Source organism: Pseudomonas sp. Sample_9, assembly GCF_004307535.1.
In the GTDB taxonomy this organism is placed as follows: Bacteria; Pseudomonadota; Gammaproteobacteria; order Pseudomonadales; family Pseudomonadaceae; genus Aquipseudomonas; species Aquipseudomonas mercuritolerans.
Genome location: NZ_RAZO01000157.1, coordinates 1 through 23,993 on the forward strand (window position 1 = coordinate 1; position 23,993 = coordinate 23,993).

Annotated in this window: 24 protein-coding genes and 1 pseudogene; all 25 read right to left on the reverse strand. The window is 60.6% G+C overall.

Features of this window, described 5'->3' with window-relative positions; all coding sequences use genetic code 11:
* Positions 1–562: pseudogene (locus D6877_RS08260) on the reverse strand (flagellar hook-length control protein FliK); the annotation flags it as partial.
* A 105-nt stretch (positions 563–667) separates the two neighbouring features.
* Positions 668–1,015, reverse strand: coding sequence for an Hpt domain-containing protein (locus tag D6877_RS08265; protein ID WP_130910450.1), 348 nt, complete (start codon positions 1,013–1,015; stop codon positions 668–670).
* 30 nt (positions 1,016–1,045) lie between these two features.
* Positions 1,046–2,749, reverse strand: coding sequence for a fused response regulator/phosphatase (locus D6877_RS08270; RefSeq protein ID WP_130910451.1), 1,704 nt, complete (start codon positions 2,747–2,749; stop codon positions 1,046–1,048).
* 5 nt (positions 2,750–2,754) lie between these two features.
* Complete coding sequence (locus tag D6877_RS08275; RefSeq protein WP_016771075.1) at positions 2,755–3,060, reverse strand: STAS domain-containing protein; 306 nt, start codon at positions 3,058–3,060, stop codon at positions 2,755–2,757.
* Positions 3,061–3,224: 164 nt separating this feature from the next.
* Positions 3,225–3,674, reverse strand: coding sequence for a flagellar export protein FliJ (fliJ, locus tag D6877_RS08280; RefSeq protein ID WP_016771076.1), 450 nt, complete (start codon positions 3,672–3,674; stop codon positions 3,225–3,227).
* Positions 3,675–3,680: 6 nt separating this feature from the next.
* Positions 3,681–5,039, reverse strand: a complete 1,359-nt coding sequence (gene fliI / locus D6877_RS08285) for a flagellar protein export ATPase FliI (RefSeq protein WP_016771077.1) — start codon at positions 5,037–5,039, stop codon at positions 3,681–3,683.
* Positions 5,029–5,835, reverse strand: a complete 807-nt coding sequence (gene fliH, locus D6877_RS08290) for a flagellar assembly protein FliH (protein ID WP_130910452.1) — start codon at positions 5,833–5,835, stop codon at positions 5,029–5,031. The genes fliI and fliH overlap by 11 nt, the downstream gene beginning before the upstream one ends.
* Before the next feature lie 4 nt (positions 5,836–5,839).
* On the reverse strand, positions 5,840–6,859 hold the full coding sequence (gene fliG, locus D6877_RS08295; protein WP_039761172.1) for a flagellar motor switch protein FliG: 1,020 nt from the start codon (positions 6,857–6,859) through the stop codon (positions 5,840–5,842).
* Positions 6,852–8,639 (reverse strand): flagellar basal-body MS-ring/collar protein FliF, encoded by a 1,788-nt coding sequence (gene fliF / locus D6877_RS08300; protein WP_130910453.1) that lies wholly within the window; start codon positions 8,637–8,639, stop codon positions 6,852–6,854. Before fliF ends, fliG begins: the two co-directional genes overlap by 8 nt.
* Positions 8,640–8,653: 14 nt before the next feature.
* The gene (gene fliE / locus D6877_RS08305; RefSeq protein WP_130910454.1) at positions 8,654–8,983 is read right to left on the reverse strand and encodes a flagellar hook-basal body complex protein FliE; all 330 of its coding nucleotides are present in this window, start codon (positions 8,981–8,983) and stop codon (positions 8,654–8,656) included.
* A 128-nt stretch (positions 8,984–9,111) separates the two neighbouring features.
* On the reverse strand, positions 9,112–10,494 hold the full coding sequence (locus tag D6877_RS08310) for a sigma-54 dependent transcriptional regulator (protein WP_130910455.1): 1,383 nt from the start codon (positions 10,492–10,494) through the stop codon (positions 9,112–9,114).
* A gap of 5 nt (positions 10,495–10,499) precedes the next feature.
* The gene (locus D6877_RS08315; protein WP_130910456.1) at positions 10,500–11,711 is read right to left on the reverse strand and encodes an ATP-binding protein; all 1,212 of its coding nucleotides are present in this window, start codon (positions 11,709–11,711) and stop codon (positions 10,500–10,502) included.
* 111 nt (positions 11,712–11,822) lie between these two features.
* Positions 11,823–13,298: a sigma-54 dependent transcriptional regulator gene (locus D6877_RS08320; protein WP_016771084.1), complete on the reverse strand. Its 1,476-nt coding sequence runs from the start codon at positions 13,296–13,298 to the stop codon at positions 11,823–11,825.
* Positions 13,299–13,470: 172 nt separating this feature from the next.
* Positions 13,471–13,767, reverse strand: coding sequence for a hypothetical protein (locus D6877_RS08325; protein WP_016771085.1), 297 nt, complete (start codon positions 13,765–13,767; stop codon positions 13,471–13,473).
* A gap of 11 nt (positions 13,768–13,778) precedes the next feature.
* On the reverse strand, positions 13,779–14,177 hold the full coding sequence (fliS, locus tag D6877_RS08330) for a flagellar export chaperone FliS (RefSeq protein ID WP_041479013.1): 399 nt from the start codon (positions 14,175–14,177) through the stop codon (positions 13,779–13,781).
* Positions 14,178–14,306: 129 nt separating this feature from the next.
* Positions 14,307–15,749 (reverse strand): flagellar filament capping protein FliD, encoded by a 1,443-nt coding sequence (gene fliD / locus D6877_RS08335; protein WP_130910457.1) that lies wholly within the window; start codon positions 15,747–15,749, stop codon positions 14,307–14,309.
* 82 nt (positions 15,750–15,831) lie between these two features.
* The gene (locus tag D6877_RS08340) at positions 15,832–16,188 is read right to left on the reverse strand and encodes a flagellar protein FlaG (protein WP_130910458.1); all 357 of its coding nucleotides are present in this window, start codon (positions 16,186–16,188) and stop codon (positions 15,832–15,834) included.
* Positions 16,189–16,260: 72 nt separating this feature from the next.
* The gene (locus tag D6877_RS08345) at positions 16,261–17,112 is read right to left on the reverse strand and encodes a flagellin domain-containing protein (RefSeq protein WP_130910459.1); all 852 of its coding nucleotides are present in this window, start codon (positions 17,110–17,112) and stop codon (positions 16,261–16,263) included.
* 242 nt (positions 17,113–17,354) lie between these two features.
* Complete coding sequence (locus D6877_RS08350) at positions 17,355–17,621, reverse strand: hypothetical protein (RefSeq protein WP_130910460.1); 267 nt, start codon at positions 17,619–17,621, stop codon at positions 17,355–17,357.
* Positions 17,618–18,907 carry a 6-hydroxymethylpterin diphosphokinase MptE-like protein gene (locus D6877_RS08355; protein ID WP_130910461.1) on the reverse strand — a complete coding sequence of 430 codons (1,290 nt, stop codon included), beginning with the start codon at positions 18,905–18,907 and terminating at the stop codon, positions 17,618–17,620. Before D6877_RS08355 ends, D6877_RS08350 begins: the two co-directional genes overlap by 4 nt.
* An 87-nt stretch (positions 18,908–18,994) precedes the next feature.
* The gene (locus D6877_RS08360) at positions 18,995–19,921 is read right to left on the reverse strand and encodes a ketoacyl-ACP synthase III (protein ID WP_016771093.1); all 927 of its coding nucleotides are present in this window, start codon (positions 19,919–19,921) and stop codon (positions 18,995–18,997) included.
* 227 nt (positions 19,922–20,148) lie between these two features.
* Positions 20,149–21,201, reverse strand: coding sequence for a pseudaminic acid synthase (gene pseI, locus D6877_RS08365; RefSeq protein ID WP_130910462.1), 1,053 nt, complete (start codon positions 21,199–21,201; stop codon positions 20,149–20,151).
* Positions 21,194–22,699 carry a UDP-2,4-diacetamido-2,4,6-trideoxy-beta-L-altropyranose hydrolase gene (pseG, locus tag D6877_RS08370; RefSeq protein WP_130910463.1) on the reverse strand — a complete coding sequence of 502 codons (1,506 nt, stop codon included), beginning with the start codon at positions 22,697–22,699 and terminating at the stop codon, positions 21,194–21,196. Before pseG ends, pseI begins: the two co-directional genes overlap by 8 nt.
* Positions 22,696–23,391 (reverse strand): pseudaminic acid cytidylyltransferase, encoded by a 696-nt coding sequence (gene pseF, locus D6877_RS08375; protein WP_130910464.1) that lies wholly within the window; start codon positions 23,389–23,391, stop codon positions 22,696–22,698. The genes pseG and pseF overlap by 4 nt, the downstream gene beginning before the upstream one ends.
* A 6-nt stretch (positions 23,392–23,397) precedes the next feature.
* On the reverse strand, positions 23,398–23,993 hold a 596-nt coding region (locus D6877_RS08380; protein ID WP_178083651.1), incomplete at its 5' end, for a DegT/DnrJ/EryC1/StrS family aminotransferase.

Consider the following 23,993-nt stretch of genomic DNA (forward strand, 5'->3'; position numbering starts at 1 on the left):
GCGGGTCGGCTGTCGGATCAAATTCGCTGTCGGTGGCCGCCGGATCTTTGACCATCCCCGATACGACCGCCAATGCAGGCGTTTCGGTTTCCGGCTGGGCTGGCGTGGCGACTGCCGGGGCCTGCACCACAGGCGCTGGCACCAGTGGCTGGACGACTTGCGCCAAGGCCGGGTCAAGCGCCGGGTCTACAGGCGCGGCATCCGCCACAGGGGTTTGTACGGTTTCAGCGGTGTCATCGGCAGTCGCTGTCGCGTCGTCGCTCGCAGGCGCTTTGTCAGCAGGCAACGCTTTGCCGCTATCGGCAATTGCTGGCTCGGGCGCGGCAGACTGATCTTTGCCGATATCCTTTTTGCCGCTGCTGTCCGCGACCTTGTCGCGTGCCGGTTTGACTGAGTTATCGGCAGTCACGACAGGCTTGGCCGGCGCCTGATCGGCGAACACTTTAGCGAAGCTTGAGGCCTTGTCCCCGGCGTCTGCGGCCATTGCCGACGATTTGGCCGAGGCGGCTTGCGCCTTGGCCTGAGCGGCGGTCTGAAGAAGAATGTTGGGGGTCGCAGGCATGACACGGTCTCCGCTGCACTGGGATCGTAGGTACAGTTGAGCAAGATGACTGCAAGTGCCGGGCCAGTTTGGCCAGACACTTGCGAAAAGCGCCGGACGGCAGCTTCAGTGGATGTGGGCGTGGTGCTTTTCGCTTTCGTACACCGGGCGTACTTCGGCAAATTCGGAATGGATATCGGCCACCAGTTGAGCAAGCGCTTCCGGACTTTTGTCCTTGGCATTCGACTCAAGGTCCTGGCACAACTCGGCCAGTCGAACCGCGCCCATATTGCTGGCGCTGCCCTTGAAGCTATGGGCTACATCGGAAAGCGCTTTGGCGCTGGTGCTGTCCTGCAACTCGTGCAGGCGACTTTCCGAGTCCTCCAGAAAAGTCTTGAGCAACTCCGGATAACCGTCTTCCATCACCTCGCGCAAGGTGTCGAGAACATCGCGATCTACATGTGTGTCTGTCACTTGCTCACTCCTTGATCAAGAATGGGCGGATTATGCCTCAATCTCCCAGAAAAACTCCACGCTGGCACTACGACCCTGATCCGACCAACTGGCATTGCGCCCCAGTTGCCGGACCAGCCCGATGCCGCGTCCCGACAAGCGGACGTTATCCACGGGCCGTTCCATGACCCGCGTTACATCAAAGCCCTTGCCGCTGTCATCGATGCGGATGACCAGGCGCCCACCCTCGCCTTGTGGCTTGACCTCCAGATGCACTCGCACGAAGCCGTCTTGCAGCGCCTCCAGCCGCGCCGCGCGCATTTCATAGTAGCGGGCGAAACCTGCCGCATCGCGTTTGAGGCTCGAGTCCAGCCCAAGCACGCCATGCTCCAGCGCATTGGAATACAACTCGGCGAGCACGCTGTACAGCGCCCCGCTTTGCGCGCGCAAGCCATGCACCTCAAGCAGCAACTGCAAGAGGAACGGCAACGGATTGAAACGCCTGAGCGTGGCGCCGCGAAATTCGAAACTGGCCGACCAGTCCAGCGGGCACGACTGGCCGCTGTCGGAATACACCGGCGCCGCGCCGTGGGTCTGCGCCGACTCAAGCAGACTGACCTCGACCATGCTCACGTCATCACGGGCCTGCCCGCGAAAATCGCGCAGCGCCTGTTCGATATCCTCGAACAGCCGATCCGGCTCGCGGTTCGCCGCAAACACCTGCTGCAAGCGCTCGACGCCGAACAACTGGTCATTGGCATCGCAGGTATCGATCACCCCGTCCGATAACAGAAACACCCGATCATCGACGGCCATCGGATACACCTCCGTACGGTCATCGAAGGCTTGCGCGCTGAGAATCCCCAGGGGCAAATGCCGCGCCGGCAACGGCACGCGCTCGCCGCTGGCCATGTGGTGCAAGTAACCGTCGGGCATGCCGCCGTTCCATACCTCCACTGAACGGCTCTGGAAACTCAGACTGAGCAAGGTAGCGCAGCAGAACATGTCCACCGGCAGGATGCGCTTTAACTTGGCGTTCATCTCGCGCAGGGTTTCGGCCAGGCCGTAGCCTTTGGCGGTCATCCCATAAAACACTTCGGCCAGCGGCATCGCCCCCACCGCTGCCGGCAAGCCATGCCCGGTGAAATCGCCGAGCATGACGTGCATGTCACCGGCCGGCGTGTACGCCGCCAGCAACAGATCGCCATTGAACAGCGCGTAAGGCGATTGCAGGTATCGGATGTTCGGCGCGCTCAGGCAACCGGAATGCGCGACCTTGTCGAACACCGCTTTGGCCACGCGTTGTTCGTTGAGCAGATAGTCGTGATGTCTGGCGATCAGATCGCGCTGTTGCAGGACCGTTGCCTGAAGGCGACGCAAGCGATCCATCGCCTTGATTTTGGCGGCAAGTATCACCTGGTTGTACGGCTTCGCCAGAAAATCGTCGCCGCCAGCCTCCAGACACCGAGCCAGCGCCTCACTCTCGGTCAGGGATGTGAGGAAGATGATCGGCACCAGCGCTTCACCCGCCAGCGCCTTGATCTGCCGCGCCGCCTCGAAGCCGTCCATCACTGGCATCAGCGCGTCCATCAACACCAGATCGGGCTGCTGCTCTTTGAACGTTTCGACCGCCTCGGCACCATTGGCCGCTGTGAGCACCTGATGGCCCTGACGGCGGACGATGGTCGACAGCAGCAGCCGGTCGGCGGCGCTGTCTTCGGCGATAAGAATGGTCAGCGGCTCTTGCGCCTGCATGGGCGTCAACTGATGTCGAAGAGTTTGTCGAAGTTGGAAATCGCGAGGATTTTCTTCACATCGGAGCTGCTGTTGACGACACGGATATCCGACTCGTCGCCACCGGCGTGATCACGCAGCAGAAGCAGCATGCCCAGCGCGGAGCTGTCGAGGTAAGTAGCCTCTTTGAGATCGACCACGATGGATTCGGGTTTGTGTGGGAGCCGTTCATACGACTCGCGAAATTCCTGATGGCGACCGAAATCGAACCGGCCTTTGACGGCGATGGTGAGCTTTTTCTGGTCTGGAGAGACTTCTGTAACGACTGACATTGACTGGCTTCCTTGTCATTGACGAACCTGTACAAGGTGTAGCACCTGGATAGGGTTGGGGCAAGGCTGGAAAAGCAGATCAAAAGATCGCGGCCTTCGGCAGCTCCTACATTTGAAAATGCATTCCCCTGTAGGAGCTGCCGAAGGCTGCGATCTTTTGATCTTTAAAAGGCATCACGCCTTGGCAACCGCTGCGACAGTTCATCCAGCAGCTTCTGCTCGCGCTTGTCTTCCAGGCGTTGCGCCTCGTCGCGATAGCGCTGCACCAGTTTGCGCAAACCCTCGACGCGGGCAAACGCCTGCTGCCATTCCTCACGCGCCTTGTCGAGTTTGTTCTGGTGCCAGACCAGGCTCTGCCGTTGCTGGTCGACGGCGGTGTCGAGTTGCGCGAGAAAACCCTGAAAGCCCAGCAGCCATTGCCCGGTCACGCCGGTGCTGCCGCGCACGATCCACTGCTGCGAGTAATCCAGACGAAAGGCATTGAGGTCGGCCAGTTTGCTTTCGGCAACTTTGACCTGGCCCTGAAAGTAGGCGAGGCGCTGCACGGCGGCTTTCTCGGCCTTTTCGGCCATGTCCACCACCGGTGCCAGGCGCGCGGCGCGGCTGACGGCCATGGCCGGTTACCCGCCCGCCGCAGGGGCGAACAGGGTTTCCAGATAGGCCTGGCTTTCACCCAGATTGATTTTGTCGTTGAGGCCCTGGCGCTGATACCTGACCAGTTGCGGTTGCAGGGAAATCGCCAGATCGGTCTCGCGATCGCCGCCGGCCACGTAGGCGCCGACGCTGATCAGATCGCGACTCTGCTGATAGCGCGACCACAACTGCTTGAAGTACTGCGCACGCTGCATGTGATCCGGCGAAACCACCGCCGGCATGACCCGGCTGATCGAGGCTTCGATGTCGATCGCCGGATAGTGGCCTTCCTCGGCCAAGCGTCGTGACAGGACGATATGGCCGTCGAGCACACCCCGCGCCGAGTCGGCAATCGGGTCCTGCTGGTCATCGCCTTCGGACAGTACGGTGTAGAACGCCGTGATCGAACCACCGCCCTTCTCCGCGTTACCGGCGCGCTCCACCAGTTTCGGCAGTTTGGCGAACACCGAGGGCGGATAACCCTTGGTTGCTGGCGGCTCACCGATGGCCAGAGCGATTTCCCGCTGGGCCTGGGCGAAACGGGTCAGCGAGTCCATCAGCAGCAGAACGTTCTTGCCCTTGTCGCGGAAATATTCGGCGATGCGCGTGCAATACATTGCCGCGCGCATACGCATCAGCGGTGCATCGTCCGCCGGCGAGGCAACCACTACCGAACGCTTGAGGCCTTCTTCACCGAGAATGTGTTCGATGAATTCCTTAACTTCGCGACCACGCTCACCGATCAGGCCGACGACGATGATGTCGGCCTCGGTGAAGCGGGTCATCATGCCCAACAGCACCGATTTACCGACACCGGTACCGGCGAACAGACCCAGACGCTGGCCACGGCCGACCGTCAGCAAACCGTTGATGCAACGGATGCCGACGTCCAGCGGTACGCTGATCGGATCACGGTTGAGCGGGTTGATGGTCGGGCCGTCCATCGGCACCCAGTCTTCGGCCTTCATGCCGCCCTTGCCGTCCAGCGCGCGACCGGCGCCGTCGAGGACACGGCCGAGCATGCTCATGCCCATCGGTAAACGACCGGTATCGGCCAGGGGCACCACGCGGGCGCCCGGGGCAATCCCGGCGACGCTGCCGACCGGCATCAGAAAGACTTTGCTGCCGGAAAAACCCATGACTTCCGCTTCCACTTGGGACGGGTGGTAGCTGTCGTCATTGATCACCATGCAACGGGTGCCCATGGCCGCGCGCAAGCCTTCGGCTTCGAGGGTCAGGCCGACCATGCGCAGCAGCCGACCTTCAAGGATCGGCGCGCCGGCAATCTCGGTGGCCTCGGCGTAGGTGCTCAGGCGCTTGGCGAAACTGGTGCGTTCAAGGCGCATCGCTGGCGTCCGCGCGCGGCTCGTCAGAGTCGACAGCCGCTGGGGTGTCTTCGGGAATGTCCAGACTCAAGTCAGGCGCCGCCGGATGCAAGGCCTGCTCGTGCAACTGATCGAACAGCTTGGCCATGACCTGGGTCACCCGCGATTCGACGCTGGCGTCGATGCGGCTGTGTTCGGTTTCAACCCGGCAACCGCCCGGCAACAGCGAATCGTCTTCGACGATGCGCCAGGTTTCTTCGTGGCGTTCGCGCAGGGCTTTGACCTGTGCGAAATCCTGCGGATTGACGTACAGGCGCACGTTTTCCACGCCCAGCGGCAACAGCTTGAGGGCATCGCGCATGACGTGTTCGATCTGCGTCGAATCGATGGCCAGTTCGCGCTTGATCACCTGTTTGGTGATGTGTTGCACGAGGTCGACCAGCGACTTTTCAATCTGAGTGTCTTGCTCGGCGATCGGTTCGAACAGGTTGGCCATCAGCAGCTCGAGGCTGGCGATTTTCGCCGCCAGCGCTGTTTCGGCTTCCTGACGCACTTTCAGCGTGGTGCTGTGAAAACCTTCTTTTTCGCCGATGGCGAAGCCCTCGTTGTAAGCCTCCTGACGGATGCTTTCGAGTTCTTCCAGGGTCAGTGGCTGGACTTCTTCCAGCGGCACTTCTTCCATTTCCGGCGGTTCGGGCTCCGGCTCAGGCTCGGGTTCCGGTTTCGGCGGGTCGAAGCTGGGCAGCGCCCAGGATTCGAAACCACGAACATCGCGGGCGCGGATCAGATCCGTCACAGACTCGTCAGGCTTATCCATGGGCTTAGATCATTTCCTCGCCGCCCTTGCCACCGAGCACGATCTCGCCGGCTTCGGCCATACGACGGGCAATGGTGAGGATTTCCTTCTGTGCGGTTTCCACGTCGCTGACGCGCACCGGGCCTTTGGCCTCGAGGTCGTCGCGCAACAGTTCGGCGGCACGCTTGGACATGTTTTTGAAGATCTTTTCCTTGACGCCTTCGTCCGAACCCTTGAGGGCCAGTACCAGCACATCGGAAGAGACTTCGCGCAACAGCGCCTGGATGCCACGGTCGTCGACGTCGGCGAGGTTGTTGAACACGAACATGAGGTCTTCGATCTGACCGGACAGGTCTTCGTCGACTTCGCGGATCGAGTCCATGAGCTGGCCTTCGATCGAGCTGTCGAGGAAGTTCATGATGTCGGCCGCACGCTTGATGCCACCCAGGGTGGTGCGCGAGGCGTTCGAGTTGCCGGAGAACTGCTTCTCGAGAATCTGGTTGAGTTCTTTCAGGGCGGCCGGTTGCACGGTGTTCAACGACGAAACGCGCAGGATGATGTCCAGACGCACTTTATGGTCGAAGTTGCCGAGCACTTCACCGGCCTGATCCGGATCGAGGTACGCGACCACGATCGCCTGGATCTGCGGGTGTTCGTAACGGATGACGTCGGCGACGGCGCGCGGCTCCATCCATTTCAGGCTGTCGAGACCGCTGGTGTTGCCACCGAGCAGGATGCGGTCGATCAGGCCGTTGGCCTTGTCTTCGCCCAGGGCCTGGGTGAGCATCTTGCGCACGTAGTCGTCGGAACCGACGCCGAGGCTGGTCTGATCGCCGACGATGTCGACGAACTCGCTCATCACCTGCTCGACCTGTTCGCGATGCACGTTGCCCATCTGCGCCATGGCCACGCCGACGCGCTGAACCTCTTTGGGACCCATGTGGCGCAGCACTTGCGCAGCATCGGTCGAACCGAGGGACAGCAGCAGAATCGCGGCTTTGTCGACCTTGGTCAATTTGACGGCGGCGGCTCGGTTATCACTCATCTGCGTTAATCCACTCTTTTACGACCTGAGCCACGCGACCCGGGTCTTCAGCTACCAGACTCTTGATTGCATTCAGCTGCGCGTCATAACCCTCGCTCGGGCTTGGCAACAGAATGCTCTGCGGACCACCGAGGCTCACGCGGTCGTTGGCCAGTTCGCCGTCCAGGCCGCCCATGCCACCGAGTTCCACGTCGCTGCCCAGACCGGCCAGCTCCTTGCCTTTGCCACCGCCGGTGATGTTGTTGAGCACCGGACGCAGCACACCAAACACCAGTACAAGGATGAACAGCACACCCAGCACTTGTTTGACGATGTCCCAGAACCAAGGCTGGGAATAGAACGGAATATCGGCAATCACTTCGCCGCGTTCGGCGGAGAACGGCATGTTGATCACGCTGACGCTGTCACCACGGCTGGCGTCGAAACCGACCGCGTCCTGCACCAGACGGGTGAAGCGCGCCAATTCGTCGGCGCTCCACGGCGCACGGCTGGTTTCACCGTTGGCCGGGTTGACCTTGACCTGATCGTCGACCACCACCGACACCGACAGGCGATTGAGACGGCCCTGCTGCTGTTTGGTGTGGCTGATCGAACGGTCGAGCTCGAAGTTCTTTGTCGATTGTTGACGCTTGTCCGCCGGGTACGGCGCGAGCATCGGCTGGCCGGTGGCCGGATCCATGATCTGCTGACCGTTGGCGTCAACCAGTGGCTGACCCGGCTGGATCATCCCGGCCGCTGCGGCGGTGCCACCGGTGGTCTGCGGTGCCGAGGCAGGCGCCGGCGGCTGGTTGCTCAGGGCACCCGGCACACCTTGCGGGCCATTGCTGGCGGTACGTTGTTCGTTGACCGACTGCTCGCTGCGCAACGCCGGTTGGTCCGGGTTGAACTGCTCGGCAGTCGATTCGACGGCACTGAAATCGACGTCGGCCGAAACCTCAGCCTTGTAGCGATCGTTGCCCAGTACCGGTTGCAGAATGTTGTGCACGCGCTGGGTGAGCATGCTTTCCATGCGGCGGCTGTAATCGAACTGCTTGCCGGCCATGGTCATTTCGGAGTTCTCCGCCTGATCGGAGAGCAGGTTGCCCTTCTGATCGACGACGGTGATCTGCGATTTGCTCAACTCGGGCACGGAAGTCGCCACCAGGTTGATGATCGCCACCACCTGACCCGGCTCCAGCGAACGCCCGCTGTACAGCTCGACCAGTACCGAAGCGCTCGGCTTGCGCTCGTCACGAACGAACACCGAACTCTTCGGAATCGCCAGGTGCACGCGGGCACCCTTGACGTTGTTCAGGCTGGAGATGGTCCGCGCCAGTTCGCCTTCGAGGCCGCGACGATAACGGGTCGCTTCCATGAACTGGCTGGTGCCCAGACCCTGTTCCTTGTCGAGGATTTCGAAACCGATGTTGCCGTCGCTGGGAGTGACACCAGCGGCAGCGAGTTTCATCCGCGCACGGGACAGATCATCAGCCTTGACCAGCAAGGCACCGGAATTGGGTTCTACGTTGTAAGGGATGTCAGCGGCGGCCAGGGTTTCCATGACCTGCTTGGCGTCCATGCCGGCAAGGCTGCCGTACAGCGGACGGTAATCCGGCTGCTGCGACCACAGCACCACGGCAAAGCCAATCGCCACGCTCGCAGCCAGACCGACCAACAGGCCGACCTGACGCAGCACGGTCATCTGGGAAAGGTTTTCCAGAAAGGACAGGCCGAACAGCGGCGGTTTGCCGTCGATCGGGGTGGCCTTGGCCGGAACGTTATCAGCGACTGCTTCTGCCATGACTTATTTCGCCCTTAAACCGGCATCTGCATGATGTCTTGGTAAGCCTGGACCAGCTTGTTGCGCACCTGGGTCAGAGCCTGGAACGACACGCTGGCTTTTTGCGACGCGATCATCACGTCGGTCAGGTCAACACCGCTCTTGCCGATCTCGAAAGCATTGGCCAGTTGAGTCGACGCCTGCTGGGTATCGCTGACTTTATTGATCGCCATACCGAGCATGTCGGAAAAGCTGCTGCCCGCGATTTCAGGGACAGCGGCAGTCGATTTACGCGCAGACATGGCATCCACTTTCATGGCCTGCATGTCCATCATCAACCGATTAAATTCAATACCTTGGCTCATGGTCTACTCTCTTGGGCGGCCCGCAATTTTTTGACACTCACTCGGCGGGTACACAGGTATTAGCAACAAGGGTGCCAGCTCATGGGCACCCTTCTGAGAAAAGCATCTGGACTGTTTTGCAGCGTCGATCAGGTGGCGAACAGATAGCCTTCGACGTCCATCCCGGCATCGCGCATTTGCGCGAGTTTGTAGCGCAGGGTGCGCGGGCTGATGCCGAGCTTTTCGGCAGCTTCCTTGCGCCGGCCACGCTCGGCGCGCAGGGTGTCGATGATCATCTGAAACTCCCGGCGGCGCAGGTCATCGCCCAGGGCACCGGAAGAATCCGCCTCGATTTCCACCTCGCGGATTACTGGCGCAGCGACCGCCAATGGCGCAAAAGTCACCGCACCGCTCAGGCAAAAATCCTGCGGCTGGATCAAGCCGCCCTGCTGCAGGATCAACGCACGCTGAATGGCGTTGTCCAGTTCACGCACATTGCCCGGCCACGGGTACGCGGTCAGGCAGGCTTGCGCTTCGGGTGATAGCTTCGCTGCGGCGTGCTTCATTTTATTGACGTGTTTGGCCAACAACTTTTCCGCCAGCGGCAGGATATCGGCAGTGCGCTCGCGAAGTGGACGCCAGGCCAGGGGGAAAACCGACAGGCGGTAAAACAGGTCTTCACGAAAGCGCCCCGCCGCCACTTCACCGGCCAGATCGCGGTTGGTCGTGGCGACCACACGGATGTCCAGGCTGATCGGCTTGCGCGCACCCACTCGCTCCACTTCACGCTCTTGCAGAACGCGCAGGAGCTTGGCTTGCAGGCCCAAGGGCATTTCGGAAATTTCGTCGAGCAGAATGGTGCCACCGTCCGCCTGCTCGAACTTGCCGGCCTGCGAGGCGATAGCGCCAGTGAACGAACCTTTCTCATGGCCGAACAGTGTCGCTTCAAGCATGTTGTCAGGGATCGCCGCGCAGTTGATTGCGATAAACGGCTGGCTCGCCCGCCGCGATTGCTGGTGGATATAGCGTGCCAGCACTTCTTTACCGGTGCCGGACTCGCCGGAGATCAACACAGTCGAGTCACTGCGTGCGACCCGTGCGGCCAATTCAAGCAACTGCGCACTGGCCGGTTCAACAGCGACCGGACCGTCCGCTTCGCCAGCGTCAATGCTGCCCAGCGCATGTCGCGCCACCAGATCGAGCAGCGCTTTGGGTTCGAACGGCTTGACCAGATAATCCGCCGCACCTTGGCGCATCGCATCGACCGCACGCTCGACGGCGCCGTGGGCGGTCATCAGCAGCACCGGCAATTGCGGCTGGCGCGCGCGCAGCAATGCGAGCAATTGGTGGCCGTCCATGCCTGGCATATTGACGTCGCTGACCACCAGGCTGAAGGCTTGCTGCGCGACCGCCGTCAGTGCTTCTTCGGCGCTGCCGACGGCGTGATAGTCGTGGCCGGCGAGCAGCAGCGTATCGGCCAGCGCTTCGCGCAACGAACGGTCATCCTCGACCAGCAACACCTTGATGCCCATGACGTTTATTCAACTCCCTGTGCAGCGGAAAACAGTGGCAGGCTGACCTGCGCGCAGGTGCCGCGCCCGACTCGCGAACGCAGGGTCAATTCTCCCTGATGCGCACGGGCCACCGCTTTGACCACGGTCAGGCCGAGGCCGGTGCCGGTGACTTTGGTAGTAAAAAAAGGCTCGCCGAGGCGCGCCAAAACTGTCGGCTCAATGCCGCTGCCGCTGTCGCTGACACACAGATGCAGGGTGTTGCCTCTGGTGTAGCAATGCACTTTCAGGCGCGCTTTGCCGGCGCTGGCCTGAATGGCGTTTTCAATCAGATTCAGTAATGCCCCGACCAGAGTGTCGCGGTTGCACAGCAGCTCACCGGCATGACTGTCGCACTGCCAGCGGATTGGCAGGTCCTGCACGTGGGTCAGCGCCGCTGCCTGCAGCGATTGCATCAAGGCACTGGGCGTGAGGCGGTCGGTCAGCGGGAGCTCGCCACGGGCGAACACCAGCATGTCGCGGACTTGATGTTCCAGTTCGTGCAGACGCTCTTTCAGGCGTCCGGCAAAACGCTGCTGGGTTTCCACTGGCAGTTGCTGTTCAGTCAAATGACTGGCGTAAAGCAAAGCGGCGGACAGCGGCGTGCGAATCTGATGCGCCAGCGACGCGACCATGCGCCCCAGCGAAGACAAACGTTCGTGCCGTGCCAGTTGATCTTGCAGATGACGGGTTTCCGTCAAGTCGTTGAGCAGCACCAACTGCCCCGGCTCGGCATCCAGCGAGCGGGTGGAAATCGACAGGCGTCGACCGTTTTTCAAGGAGATTTCGTGACCGTCGTCTTCACGGGGAGCGAAGCAGCGTGCGATCACATGGCGCCAGAGCTCGCCCTCTAGAGGCGAGCCGAGCAAGTCGATGGCGGCCGGATTGGCTTCGCGTACCAGGCCGTGACCGTCAATGACGATGACGCCGCCGGGCAACAAGTCGAGGAGGTTTTGCAGGCGATTGGCCAGGCGTTCTTTTTCCGCCAGTTCCTGCATGCGCTGGGCACTGACAACCGCCAGTTCACCCTTGAGTTCGGTGACCCGCGCTTCGAGCAGGCTGTAGGAATCGGTCAGCTGGCTCGACATCTGGTTGAACAGCTGGAAGGCCTGCTCAAGTCCCTGACGACTTGCCTGCTCTACGGACGAGGGTTGCCCCACGATATTGGAGGCAGAAGAGATCTGGGCGGCTTGGGGCATTGGGCTCTCTCGCTTGGCTGACCGTCAGTGAAACGGAACGTTGCGAGGGCTTTAGCAATACCCGTGCCTAAAAAAAAACCGCCTATAAATGAAGCGCTTGAAAAACAGGCGTCAATCATCCGCCTGTTCGTCTCCTCCGGCCCGGCTCATGCCGTACTTGCGCATCTTCTCGACCAAGGTCGTGCGACGGATGCGCAGACGTTCAGCGGCGCGGGCAACAATGCCATTGGCATCGTCCAGCGCTTGCTGAATGAGGCCCTGCTCCAGACCACCGAGGTAGTCCTTGAGGTCGAGGCCTTCCGGCGGCAGCAGTGCACTGGCGCTGAAGTCAGGCGTATGGCCGTTGATCGCCACGCGCTCTTCCAGATCGCTGCGCAGGCTGTCGACCATCTGCTCGTCTTCGTCGTCGACATAGCGGAATTTCTTCGGCAACTCGACCACGCCGATCACCCCGTACGGGTGCATGATCGCCATGCGCTCGACCAGGTTGGCGAGCTCGCGGACGTTGCCCGGCCAGCCGTGACGGCACAGCGACATGATCGCCGCCGAGTTGAAACGGATCGAACCGCGCTTCTCGTGCTCCATGCGCGAGATCAGTTCGTTCATCAACAACGGGATGTCTTCGACGCGCTCCCGCAGTGGCGCCATCTCGATCGGGAACACGTTCAGGCGATAGTAGAGGTCTTCGCGGAACGAGCCGATCTCGATCATGCTTTCGAGATTCTTGTGCGTTGCGGCAATGATGCGCACGTCGACGCTCTGGGTCTTGTTGCTGCCCACGCGTTCGAAGGTGCGCTCTTGCAACACGCGCAGCAGCTTGACCTGCATCGGCAGCGGCATGTCGCCGATTTCATCGAGGAACAGCGTGCCGCCGTTGGCCAGCTCAAAGCGCCCTGCACGGCTGGTGATCGCGCCAGTGAAGGCGCCCTTCTCGTGGCCGAACAGTTCGCTTTCCAGCAACTCGGCCGGAATAGCTCCGCAATTGACCGGCACGAACGGCGCGTCGCGGCGCTTGGAGTGATAATGCAGGTTGCGCGCGACCACTTCCTTGCCGGTGCCGGACTCGCCAAGGATCAGCACGCTGGCGTCGGTGTCGGCAACCTGCTGCATCATCTGCCGCACGTGCTGAATCGCACGGCTGGTGCCGACGAGGCTGCGGAACAGATTGGGTTCGCGATGACGGCCGCGCTCGCGAGCCTGGTCGTACATTTCGCGATAGACCTGGGCGCGGTGCAGCGAATCGAGCAATTTGCTGTAGCTGGGCGGCATTTCCAGGGTCGACAGCACCCGGCGACGCTGGTCTTCAGGCAGGTCAACGGAAGAATTATCGCCCATTAACAAAACTGGAAGGAACTCATCCCAGGTTGCGAGTGTCTTTAGCAAGCCCAAAAGCGCGCCAGGAGCATTAACCGTCCCGATCAGTACGCAAATGACCTCACGACTAGACGACAAAGAGCCGACAGCCTGCTGCCAGTCATGGCTGCCGCAGGGTAAATTTTCTTCGCCAAGAAAATTCAGAATCACCGCCAGGTCGCGGCGGCGGACGCTATCGTCATCGATCAGCAGAATTTTGGTTTCACGCCACATGCAATAGCAACTTCCCTAGTCAACTCAATGCCCGAAAAATGGGGCAAGCGAGACGCTTGCAGGACACCTTGTGCCTGTAGACGCCCTAAACCTGATAATAGCCACTAGTTAAGTCAAAAAACCGTGCACAGTCAAATTTATGGCGCACATCTCTGGTTCAACTGACGGTTAATCAACCAAACAGATGGTAAACCTTTGCAGCCTTTTGCGCTTGGGTGATCTGCGACATCTCGTTGGCTATCGCCTGCCGCTCGCCCATTGCCACCTCAAGAAGCTCCTTGTAGACGAATAGCAGCTCCTCAAGGTTGTCGCGCAGCGCAACTTCGTCCAGCGAAGCTTCCGCCATGACGTCTTCCATGCAGGAACGGCAAGCCAGATCCAACTCACCAATGGCTTCCCAGTTTCGTTCGGCCAATGCTCCGACCAACGCTTCGCGGGTATCGGCAATTCGCTGCAATACAAGACTCATGGTGCTCTCCTTCAGAACTGCGGAGCCGGCACAGGCGCGATGGCGTCCCAGCCTTCTTTTACCGTTGTCAGCAGGCCGGCCACTTCATCGAGGACACGCGGATCACTGCTGATGTTGGCCTCGGCGAGGCGCTTCATCATGTAGATATACAGGCCATCCAGATCGGCCAGTGCCTCTGCATTGTTTTCAAGATCGAGACCTTCACGAAGGCCACTGACAATGCCGATGGCCTTGCTGATCGCCGTGCACTTGCCGGGAATGTCCTTGCGCTCGATGGCGCCCTTGGCCTGCGCAATCCGGGCCAGACCACCTTCCATCAACATTTGCACCAGGCGGTGCGGGCTCGCTTCGGACGTCTGCGCATGGGCGCCGACTTTCTGGTACTGCCGAAGGGCTAACATCGGGTTCATGTTCTACCTCATTGCCACGTTGACTCGTATAACCAGTGTATCGCCAACCGATCCGAAAACTTTAGATCAAAAGACAAAAACCCGGCGCACGCCGATAAAGCGTAGCCGGGTTTTTGTCGTTACTGACTGTTACTTCGCGGACTGCTGAGCGTTAAGCGAGCTGAAGAACGACGTGATGCTGCTCGCCGTGGCCTTCATCTGCCCTACCAGCAAGTCCATGGCGTTGTACTTGGCCGTCAATGTCGACGTCAGGTTGGCAACGCGCAAGTCCAGTGCCGTCTGCTGCTTTTGCAGGCTCGAAGCCAGATTGGTCAGGTTCGAGCTGCGCTGGTCGAGCAACCCGCCGGTTTTCACATAAGGGTCCACCGAAGCGCTCATGCGCGCCAACAGACCGTTCTTGGAATCGGTGCCGGTGAACATCTGCTGAACCTGACCGGCCATGCCGGGGGTTTCCATACGCTTGTTGAAGACCGAAGCATCAAGCGCCAGCAAACCGGTCTTGCTGTCGGTCATGACACCCAACTGCGACAGCACCGCCAACTGGCCGCCTGCACCGGTCTCGGTCAGCTGTTCACGGATATCGGCCATCAACGAACGTGGCAGCGAGTCACCGGTGAACGCAGCGGAAACGGTGAGGTTGCCATCCGCGTCCGGGGTCGCCTTGGACAGCGCGTCGATGGTTTTCTTCAGCGTGTTGTAGGAGTCGACGAACGTCTGCAGCGACGTCTGGATGCCTGCGGTGTTGGTCGCCACAGTCACAACCGCCGCGGTTTGCGCCCCGGGAGCGCCCGGGCTGACGGCGGTCAGGTTCAGCGTCATACCGCTGATAGCGCCGGTTACCGTGTTGGTCTTGCTGGTAACAGGCAGCCCATCAATGGTAATCGTCGCGTCGCTGGCCAGTTCGCCAACCGTACCGGATGCGCCGGCCGCCGGGTTGTCACCCATTTTCTGCGAGCCGTCGATTTCGAGGCCGGCGATGCCGCTGACGCTCAGGTCCATGCCCGCGCCAGTCTTGCTGGAGCTCAGCACCAGGCGCGACGCACCGGAACTGTCGGTCACGATGTTGGCGGAAATACCGTTGCTGGCCTGCGCGGTGTTGATCGCATCGCGCGTGGACTGCAAGGTGGCATTGGCCGGAATCGCGACATTGTAATCAATGCCATTCTGACTGATTTTCAGAGTACCACTCGGAATGGCACTGGCGGCACCGCCGGCAAAGGCGGCACTGGCTACTTTCGAGCCGGTGGCCAGGTTCTTCACGACCACGTTGTAAGTGCCCGGAACAGCAGTGCTGTCGGAGGTTGCACCGAGAATCGTCGGAGAGTTGGAAGTAGCGGTGTAACCGGCGAAAGCCGGGCTCGATGCCTTGTTCAGGTCAGCCATCGATTTTTGAAAGGCAGCCAGGGCGCTCTTCAGCGAACCAACGCCGGAGATCTTCAGCGAGTTGGTTTTGGTCTGCGTATCGATCTGTGTCTGCTTGGCAGACTTGTCGGCGTTGACCAGCGCGGTGACGATCGCGCCGATGTCCAGGCCGGAACCCAGTCCGGAACCCGGTAGAATTGGACTTGCCATGTGCATCTCCCTTCAGATTGTTGCCATTCTTTTGACCGTTACCCGCGTCCTGAGAACGAACAAACACTATTCATGCCATTTATCAGACTTTGGCGTCGAACAACACATGACTTGCGTTGGCGAGGCTGTCAGCCAGCTTGAGGGCTTCGGCGGAGGGAATCTGTCGAACCACTTCACCTGTCTCGCTTGCGATCACCTTGACGATGACTTTGCCGGAATGCTCGTCAATCGAGAACTCCAGATTACGCTTGATCGACTGGACGAACTTTTCGATCTCTTGCACCGCCAGTTTCAACTTGGCGCTGTCCGAATCCTGATCCTTGACAGCGACCGGTGCTTCAGTCTTTTGGACTTTAGGCAGCTCTGACGGTTTGTCAGCAACCGGTGGCACTGGTTTGGGAGCCGGATAAGACACGTTAAGCTTTACGCTCATGTCCATGCCCATCACCTCTTAACGTAAAAAAGCGAGAGAGCACGACCAGCGCACTCCCCCGCTCAAACTTGTTCCGAATTACTGAAGCAGTTTCAGTACAGCGGAAGGCAGTTGGTTGGCCTGGGCCAGAACCGAAGTGGAAGCTTGCTGCAGAGTTTGCTGCTTGGTCAGGTTAGCAGTTTCTGCGGCGAAGTCGGTGTCCTGTACACGACCCTGGGCAGCGGTGGTGTTTTCAGTGATGTTCTGCAGGTTGGAGATGGTGCTGGTCAGACGGTTCTGCGAAGCACCGAGGCTGGCACGAGTTGCACCGATTGCAGCGATTGCCGCGTCGATTGCAGTGATCGCGCTGTCGATGTTCTGAGCAGCACCAGTAACGGTAGCGCCAGTCAGGGACAGAGTGCCGCTACCAACCGACAGGCTGACGGCGTCGAACTTGGAGCTCAGTACCAGGTCGATGTGGTTGGCCGAACCGGTGTTTGCGCCAACTTGCAGGGTCACAGTACCAGCCGAACCGTCCAGCAGGTTCTTGCCGTTCAGGTTGGTCGAAGCGGAGATACGGGTGATCTCGTCCGACATCTGAGCGAATTCAGAGTTGGTAGCGGTCTGGTCAGCAGTGCCGTTGGTACCGTTACGGGCTTTAACAGCCAGTTCACGCATACGCTGCAGGATGTCGGTAGTAGCTTGCAGAGCGCCTTCAGCGGTCTGGGCAACGGAGATACCGTCGTTGGCGTTCTGGATGGCCTGGGTGTTACCGCGGATCTGCGAAGACATACGGTTGGAGATCTGCAGGCCAGCGGCGTCGTCTTTGGCGCTGTTGATTTTCAGGCCGGAAGACAGGCGCTGCATCGAAGTGGACAGAGCGTCGGAAGCGCGGTTCAGGTTTTTCTGAACGTTCAACGATGTGGTGTTGGTGTTTACTGTTAAAGCCATGACGAATTCCTCGTTGGTTGGGTACTGCGGCTTCCGGCCCTGGCAACCGCCGGGTATGGCCTAGAGAACCTTCGTAATAGTTATCGTCGGGTTTGCAGGTTGCTTGAGGGCTTTTTGAAAAAATTTTGCCATCACCACGCCACCCCCGAGAAAACAAAGACTTAGCAGCACATCCAGCGCGAAAAAATGACGCCATAAAACCGCCTGTAACGCGAAGCCGCGGGCCAGTGCTGCGCAGCGGTTCAGCGCCGGACACTTTCCAGCAATTCCACCAGTTCGTATTCCATATAGTCAGCCAGGCCCAACCAGTCCTGGCGCTCCTGACAATCGAGCATTTGCATGAGCACTTGTGCCCACGCCTGCTGGATATCCACTGAGGCAGACGCCAGACATTGCTGGACCTGTTCGAACACATCGACCATGGTCAGCGCCGCCTCGACGTCACGCCCCAGGCGAAACAACGCCGCGCATCGGCGACACTGATCCTGACTCTGACTCAGCGCACTCATTGCACGAACTCCGGATTGAATGCGGTACCGGCGATCAGCGCACCGGCGCGACTGCTGTTGAGAAATTCGACCTGCGGATGCGCGGCGATATAACGCTCGAGCACACACAGATAGCCGCGAAAATTCAGCTGCGTGCTGACGCGCTGACCGTGACCATCGCGCACCCAGTGCCGCGCCTGGGCCAGCGGCGGGCCCAGATCGCCGTCGCCCCAACCCGCGTGGGTCTTGTTCATCGGGAAGGCGAAATCAGCACCAAACAGGGTGATTTGCCCGGCGCCCATTTTCACTGCGAGATCCACCGCCGGATGAATCACGCTGCCGCCGACGTGCAGCTCACCGCGTGGATACTGTTCTCGCAGGTCGCTGTAGATCGGGCTGGCCGAGTAGCCGCCATAGCGCTTGCCCTTCCATGCCTTCAATACCTGCGGGTCGCTCATCGGCAGGTACACCAGCGTAATGCCGTCAGACGTCTCGAAGGGCAGATGCCGAAAGCCGATGCGCTGATCAATACTTACCACCACGTCAGGCACGATGCCGTGTTCACGCAACGGCCGATAGGCTGTATCAACGCAGATGAACAACGGCCGCTCGGTACGCTGACGGATCGCCGCCAGACGCTCGAAATGCTGTTCAAGCGTCGGCCCGGTGGCGATCACATAGACTTCCCGCCCAGCGCAACTGCCGAATAATTGCGCCACATCGGCATCGCCAAGCAACACCGGCAGGCATTGCTGCAAGCGCTGCCGGATTTCCGGTGACTGCGGATCGAAATCGCGATTGTTGAACGTCAGGTGTACTTCATTGATCAGCCGGTCGCGAATCTTCGCATTGAAGTCGTCGGCCAATAGCATCTCGGCCGGCAGGGCAAAAAACGGCGTGAAAAAGTCCGGGTGATCACCGGCGTAAAACAGTTCGACCCGAGGATCCTCCAGCCACTGGCGCTGATCGAGCAGTTGCAGCACCAGCGCGAACAGCGCGCCGTTGAGAATGTGCACGTACAGGCGCTCCAGCCCCGCGCGCTCAAGCAGCACACCGGGCAAGTCGCCCAGGCCAGTGCCATAAACGTGAAGTTGCGGTTTTGCCGGCAGGCTTGCCGCCTGAACCTGCGCCTCATGCAGACGATCATGGCGACTGGTCAACTGAATGCCGTCAACGCTCAGCGTCGAGCCCAGCCCTTGCACGAGTTCGGCCTGTACGGACGCGCTGTCTTCGGCCATCAATCGCTCGAACAGCGCCGGCCAGCGCCGTTGCAACACCTCGGCATTGGCTTGGAAAAACTCGCTCATGGCGCCTCGCGCTCCTTCTCGGGCAAAAAAATAGCGTTCAAGGTTAACCTTGAACGCTATTTTTGTATCAGTGCTTTTTGCTCGGGCTTACGGACGATAGATGATCGCCGAGCCCCATGACAGGCCGACGCCGAAACCGCTCAGCGCAACGCGCTGCCAGTCGGAATCGAGCACGTGTTTTTCCAGCAGCAGCGGAATGCTCGACGACACGGTGTTGCCGGTTTCGACCATATCCTTGATGAACTTCTCCGGTTCGCCTTCGAAGCGTCGCGCCACGGCGTCGACAATCGCCGCGCTGCCCTGGTGAATGCAGAATGCGTCGATGTCATCGGCCTTGAGGTTGGAATCGTCGAGCAACTCGTGCAAGTGCGCCGGGACTTTCAGCAGAGCGAAGTTGAACACCTGACGACCGTTCATGAAGAACACGCCGTTGCTGACTTTCAAGTGCGGTGCGCCGGATCCGTCGGTGCCGAACTTGGCCTTGCCCAGCGCCCAGGTCGGGTTTTCGCCCATCCACGTAGCGGTGGCGGCATCGCCGAACAGCATGGTGGTGTTACGGTCTTCCGGGTCAACGATTTTCGAATACGGGTCAGCAGTGATCAGCAGGCCATTCTTCAGGCCGGCGGCTTCCATGAAGCCCTTGATCGCGTAGATGCCGTAGACGTAACCGGAGCAGCCCAACGAGATATCGAACGCTGCGACATTGGTCGGCAGGCCGAGCTTGTCCTGAACGATGGCAGCGGTATGCGGCAGGCCTTCTTCGTCACCGTTTTGAGTGACGACAATCAAGGCATCGATCGATTCACGCTTCAGTTCAGGATTGCTGGCAAACAGCGCATTGGCCGCTTCCACGCACAGATCGGAAGTTTCCTGCTCAGCGTCTTTGCGCGGCAGGAACGCCGAACCGATCTTGCCAAGGATGAACTCTTCATCCTTTTCGAATTTTGCACCTTGTGCGTAATTGTCCACGCCGGCTACAGGAACGTAGCTCGCAATGCTTTTTATGCCAATCATTACGGCTTCCCAATAAAAAACAGCCCAAAACCACCGCTCGCAAGGATTCGAGGGGCGCCGACAAACAGAAAACGGCCGCCACAACGGGCAGCCACGGGAAGCGCAAAGGGCTATCACTGGAACCGCAAAACGGGCCAGGCGCCATCTCCCCGGTCAATACAATACAGTGAAGATGCGCGTTATGACTCGCAGGTCACGCTATTTTGCCGAATCGATGGCAGATTGGCCTATTCGACCAGCGACCAATCCAACGGCGTGCCACGCTTGATTGCGGTGCGCGCGCGGCGTCCGAGGACGGCATCAGTGTGCTTGGTCGGCAGACCGAGGCCGGGACGGATGGCGCGCAGATTGTCCCCGGTAAAGGCTTCACCGGCGGCCATGTCAGCGGTGACATACAGCGAGCGACGATAAACCAGCGACTTGCGCTCGGCCTCGGTCGGCCCGTACTGAACATGTCCCATCGCCTGCCAGGCACGCTCGGTCTCGACCACCAGACTGGCCAGTTCCGCCGGTTCCAGGGAAAAACTCGCGTCGACGCCACCGGCCGAACGATCAAGGGTGAAGTGCTTTTCCACCACGGTCGCGCCGAGCGCCACCGCTGCCACCGACACGCCAACGCCCATCGAATGATCAGACAGCCCCACCTCGCAGCCGAACAATTCACGCAGATGCGCGATCGTGCGCACGTTGCTGTTGAGTGGCGTGGCCGGATAAGTGCTGGTGCACTTGAGCAGTACCAGATCCTTGCACCCGGCCTCGCGTGCGGCACGCACGGTTTCATCCAGTTCAGCGATGCTGGCCATGCCGGTGGAGATGATCAGCGGTTTGCCCGTAGCCGCGACACGACGGATCAGCGGCAGATCGGTGTTTTCGAAACTGGCGATCTTGTACGCCGGCACCTCGAGGCTTTCGAGAAAATCCACCGCGCTGTCATCGAACGGCGTCGAGAAGGCGAGCATCCCCAGTTCCTTGGCCCGAGCAAAAATCGGCGCGTGCCATTCCCACGGTGTGTGAGCTTTTTCGTAGAGATCGTAGAGCGACGTGCCGGCCCACAGACTGCCCGGATCCTTGATGAAGAATTCACCCTCGGCCAAATCCAGGGTCATGGTCTCGGCGGTGTAGGTTTGCAGCTTCAAGGCATGCGCCCCGGCCCTGGCCGCCGCCTCGACGATTTGCAGAGCGACGTCGAGGGACTGGTTATGGTTGCCGCTCATCTCGGCAATGATGAACGGCGGCGCATCGGCACCGATGCTGTGGTGACCAATCTTGAAACTAGACATGCGGGTGATCCTTCAGAACACGGCTGAACGCGCAGGTCTCTTGAGTGAACCCGGCGTCGCGAAAGACTTTCAATGAGGACTGGTTGGCGGGCATGACCCGCGCAGTGATGCGTGTCAGTTGCGGCCAGTGCGCAGCGACAAATGCTTCGCCACGGCTGAGCACTGCCCTGCCCCAACCGAGGCCGAAACGCCCCTCCAGCAGATAGATCGACACTTCGGCTTCGAACCCGCGCAAGTCGTAACGCAGCACCCCGACCGGGCCGTCGTCCGCCTCGGCGATCAACAGCAACCGTTGCGGATTGCGCAGGGTCGCTGTCAGCCAGTTCAGGTGTTGCGCCCAGTCGATGACGCCGGTTTCCAGCGACCAGCGCCGTACCGCTTCGGCATTGCGTCCATCGAACAGCAACTGCGCGTCGCCCAGGGTGGCCGGGCGCAGCTTGAGCACCGCACCGGCCAGCGCCGCCGCCACGCGCTCGGCACCACGGCCGTCGACCAGTTGCCGCGAACGCTCGGCGAGGCTCTGGCGCAGAAAATAATTGTCCACGACAAAGCCAACCGCATCGCGCAGCTGCTCGACGCTGACCTGCTCGCGGGCGCCCATGAATACATGCGCGCCGGCGGCGGCCATGACTTCGCCGTTGGCCTGCTGATTGTTCGCCACGGCGATGCAGATCGTCGGCAAACCCAGCGCCGCACGCTCCCAACTGGTGCCGCCGCCGGCGCCGATAAACAGATCCGCTTCAGTCATGCGCTGATGGAAATCGCTGACGAAACTGTGCAGGCGCCAGTTCGGCCGCATCTCGGCCAACGCCTGCATCTGCGTCCATGCCGGGTTGTCGGCGCCAGCGACGAAATCCACCTGCAATTGAGTGAAATCAGCGAGGGCGAGCATCGCGCGATGCGTCTGCATCGCCGCGTCGAACCCGCCGAAATTCACCAGCACCCGGCGCGCCTTCGGTTTGATCTCGATGGCCTCGCAATTGAATTCTTCGCGCAACATGGCGTAGCGCGGGCCGAGCAAGGTGCGACAGCCTGGCGGCAGCAGCGGCGCGTAGTTTTCACTCAAGCCAGAGAGGTTCTGATTGAGCAGCAGATCGACGCTGTAACGCCGTGTGGCCAGATCATCCACGGCGGCGATTCGGTGCGCCCAGCGCCGGGCAGCGGTTTGCCAGTGATGATCGAGGCCGTAATGGTCGGCGATGATCCAGTCGAACGGTGCCTGCCCGTCCAGCAGCAGGCCCAGAGCATCAATGTCGAACTGCCACGGCAACATCGATTCGATGGCCTGCAGCGGGTCTTCATCACGATAGCGCTCGGGCAGCGCGAAGGTCTCGAAGCCTTCGGCATTCAAGGCTTCGAGTCGATGCCCCGGCAAACGCCGACAGGCAAACGCAACATGACTGCCCTGCCTGCGCAACACTCGCGCCAGTGTCAGGCAGCGGGCGATATGGCCGCTGCCGATGGTCGGCGAGGCGTCGGCGCGAATCAGCACTCTCATTGCAGTTCTCCGCCGGCCTTGAGCGCGGCGTACAGGTATTCGGCGCGTTGCCAGTCCTCGGGCGTGTCGATGTCCTGGACCAGATGACGCGGCAGGATCACCGGCAGGCTGGCTGGCGAGAACAGCGTCTCGCCACGCAACCAGGCTTCGCTGCGGCCCCAGTAAAACTGCCCGGCGTCCTGAAACGCTTCGGGCAGATCCTGCGAACGGGTCGTGCGAAACTCGGGGTACAAAGACCTCAGCGCGCCCTCCTCGTCGAGGGTCAGTGCGCGCTGCACCGGGAAGCCGAAGCCGCACACCGAAAAGGCAAAAGACTTGTGCGGATGCTGCTTGAGCAAATCCAGACCCTGACGCAGATAACGCGCCTGTAACAACGGTGCAGTCGCGTATACACAACAGGCGTAATCGAACGTCGGCAATTGCTGCAAGGCATGCACGATCACCGCAGCGGTGCCGGTGAAATCATCGGCAAGATCGACCGGTCGCATGAACGGCACCTCGGCGCCATTTGCCCGCGCGACGTCGGCAATTTCCTCATCGTCAGTGCTGACTGCAACCATCTCGAACAACCCTGACTCCAGCGCCGTGCGAATCGAGCGGACGATCATCGGCACGCCGTCGAACGGCTTGAGATTCTTGCGCGGGATGCGCTTGCTGCCACCACGGGCGGGGATGATCGCGACGCAGCTCACGGTGCCTTACTCCTCAAGCAGCAGCAGCCGCAGTTGCTCGACCACCTGATCCTGTTGTGCCTCGCTGAGCAAAGGGAACAGCGGCAAGCTGATCGCCTCGGCGTAATAGCGCTCGGCCTCGGGGAAATCGCCCTCGGCGAAACCCAGCTCGCGATAGTACGGCTGCAGATGCACCGGAATATAGTGCAGATTCACGCCGATACCGGCGGCGCGCAGACCTTCGAACACCTGGCGATGGCTGAGATTGCAGCGCTCGGCCTGCACGCGCACCACGTAAAGGTGCCACGCCGATTCGGCCTCCGATTGCGCGCTCGGCAAGGTCAGCGGCAGGTAGGCGAGGAGTTGATCGTAACGCGCGGCCAGTTCCCGGCGACGTGCGACAAACTCATCCAGTTTGCCCAGTTGCGACAGGCCCAGCGCCGCTTGCAGATCGGTAATCCGATAGTTGAAACCCAGCTCGATCTGTTGGTAATACCACGGCCCGTGGCTGGATTCGGTCATGTGCTCTGGATCGCGGGTCATGCCATGGCTGCGCAGGCGTCGCAGGCGTTCGGCCAGCGCCGGGCGATTGGTCAGGACCATGCCGCCTTCGGCGCTGGTGA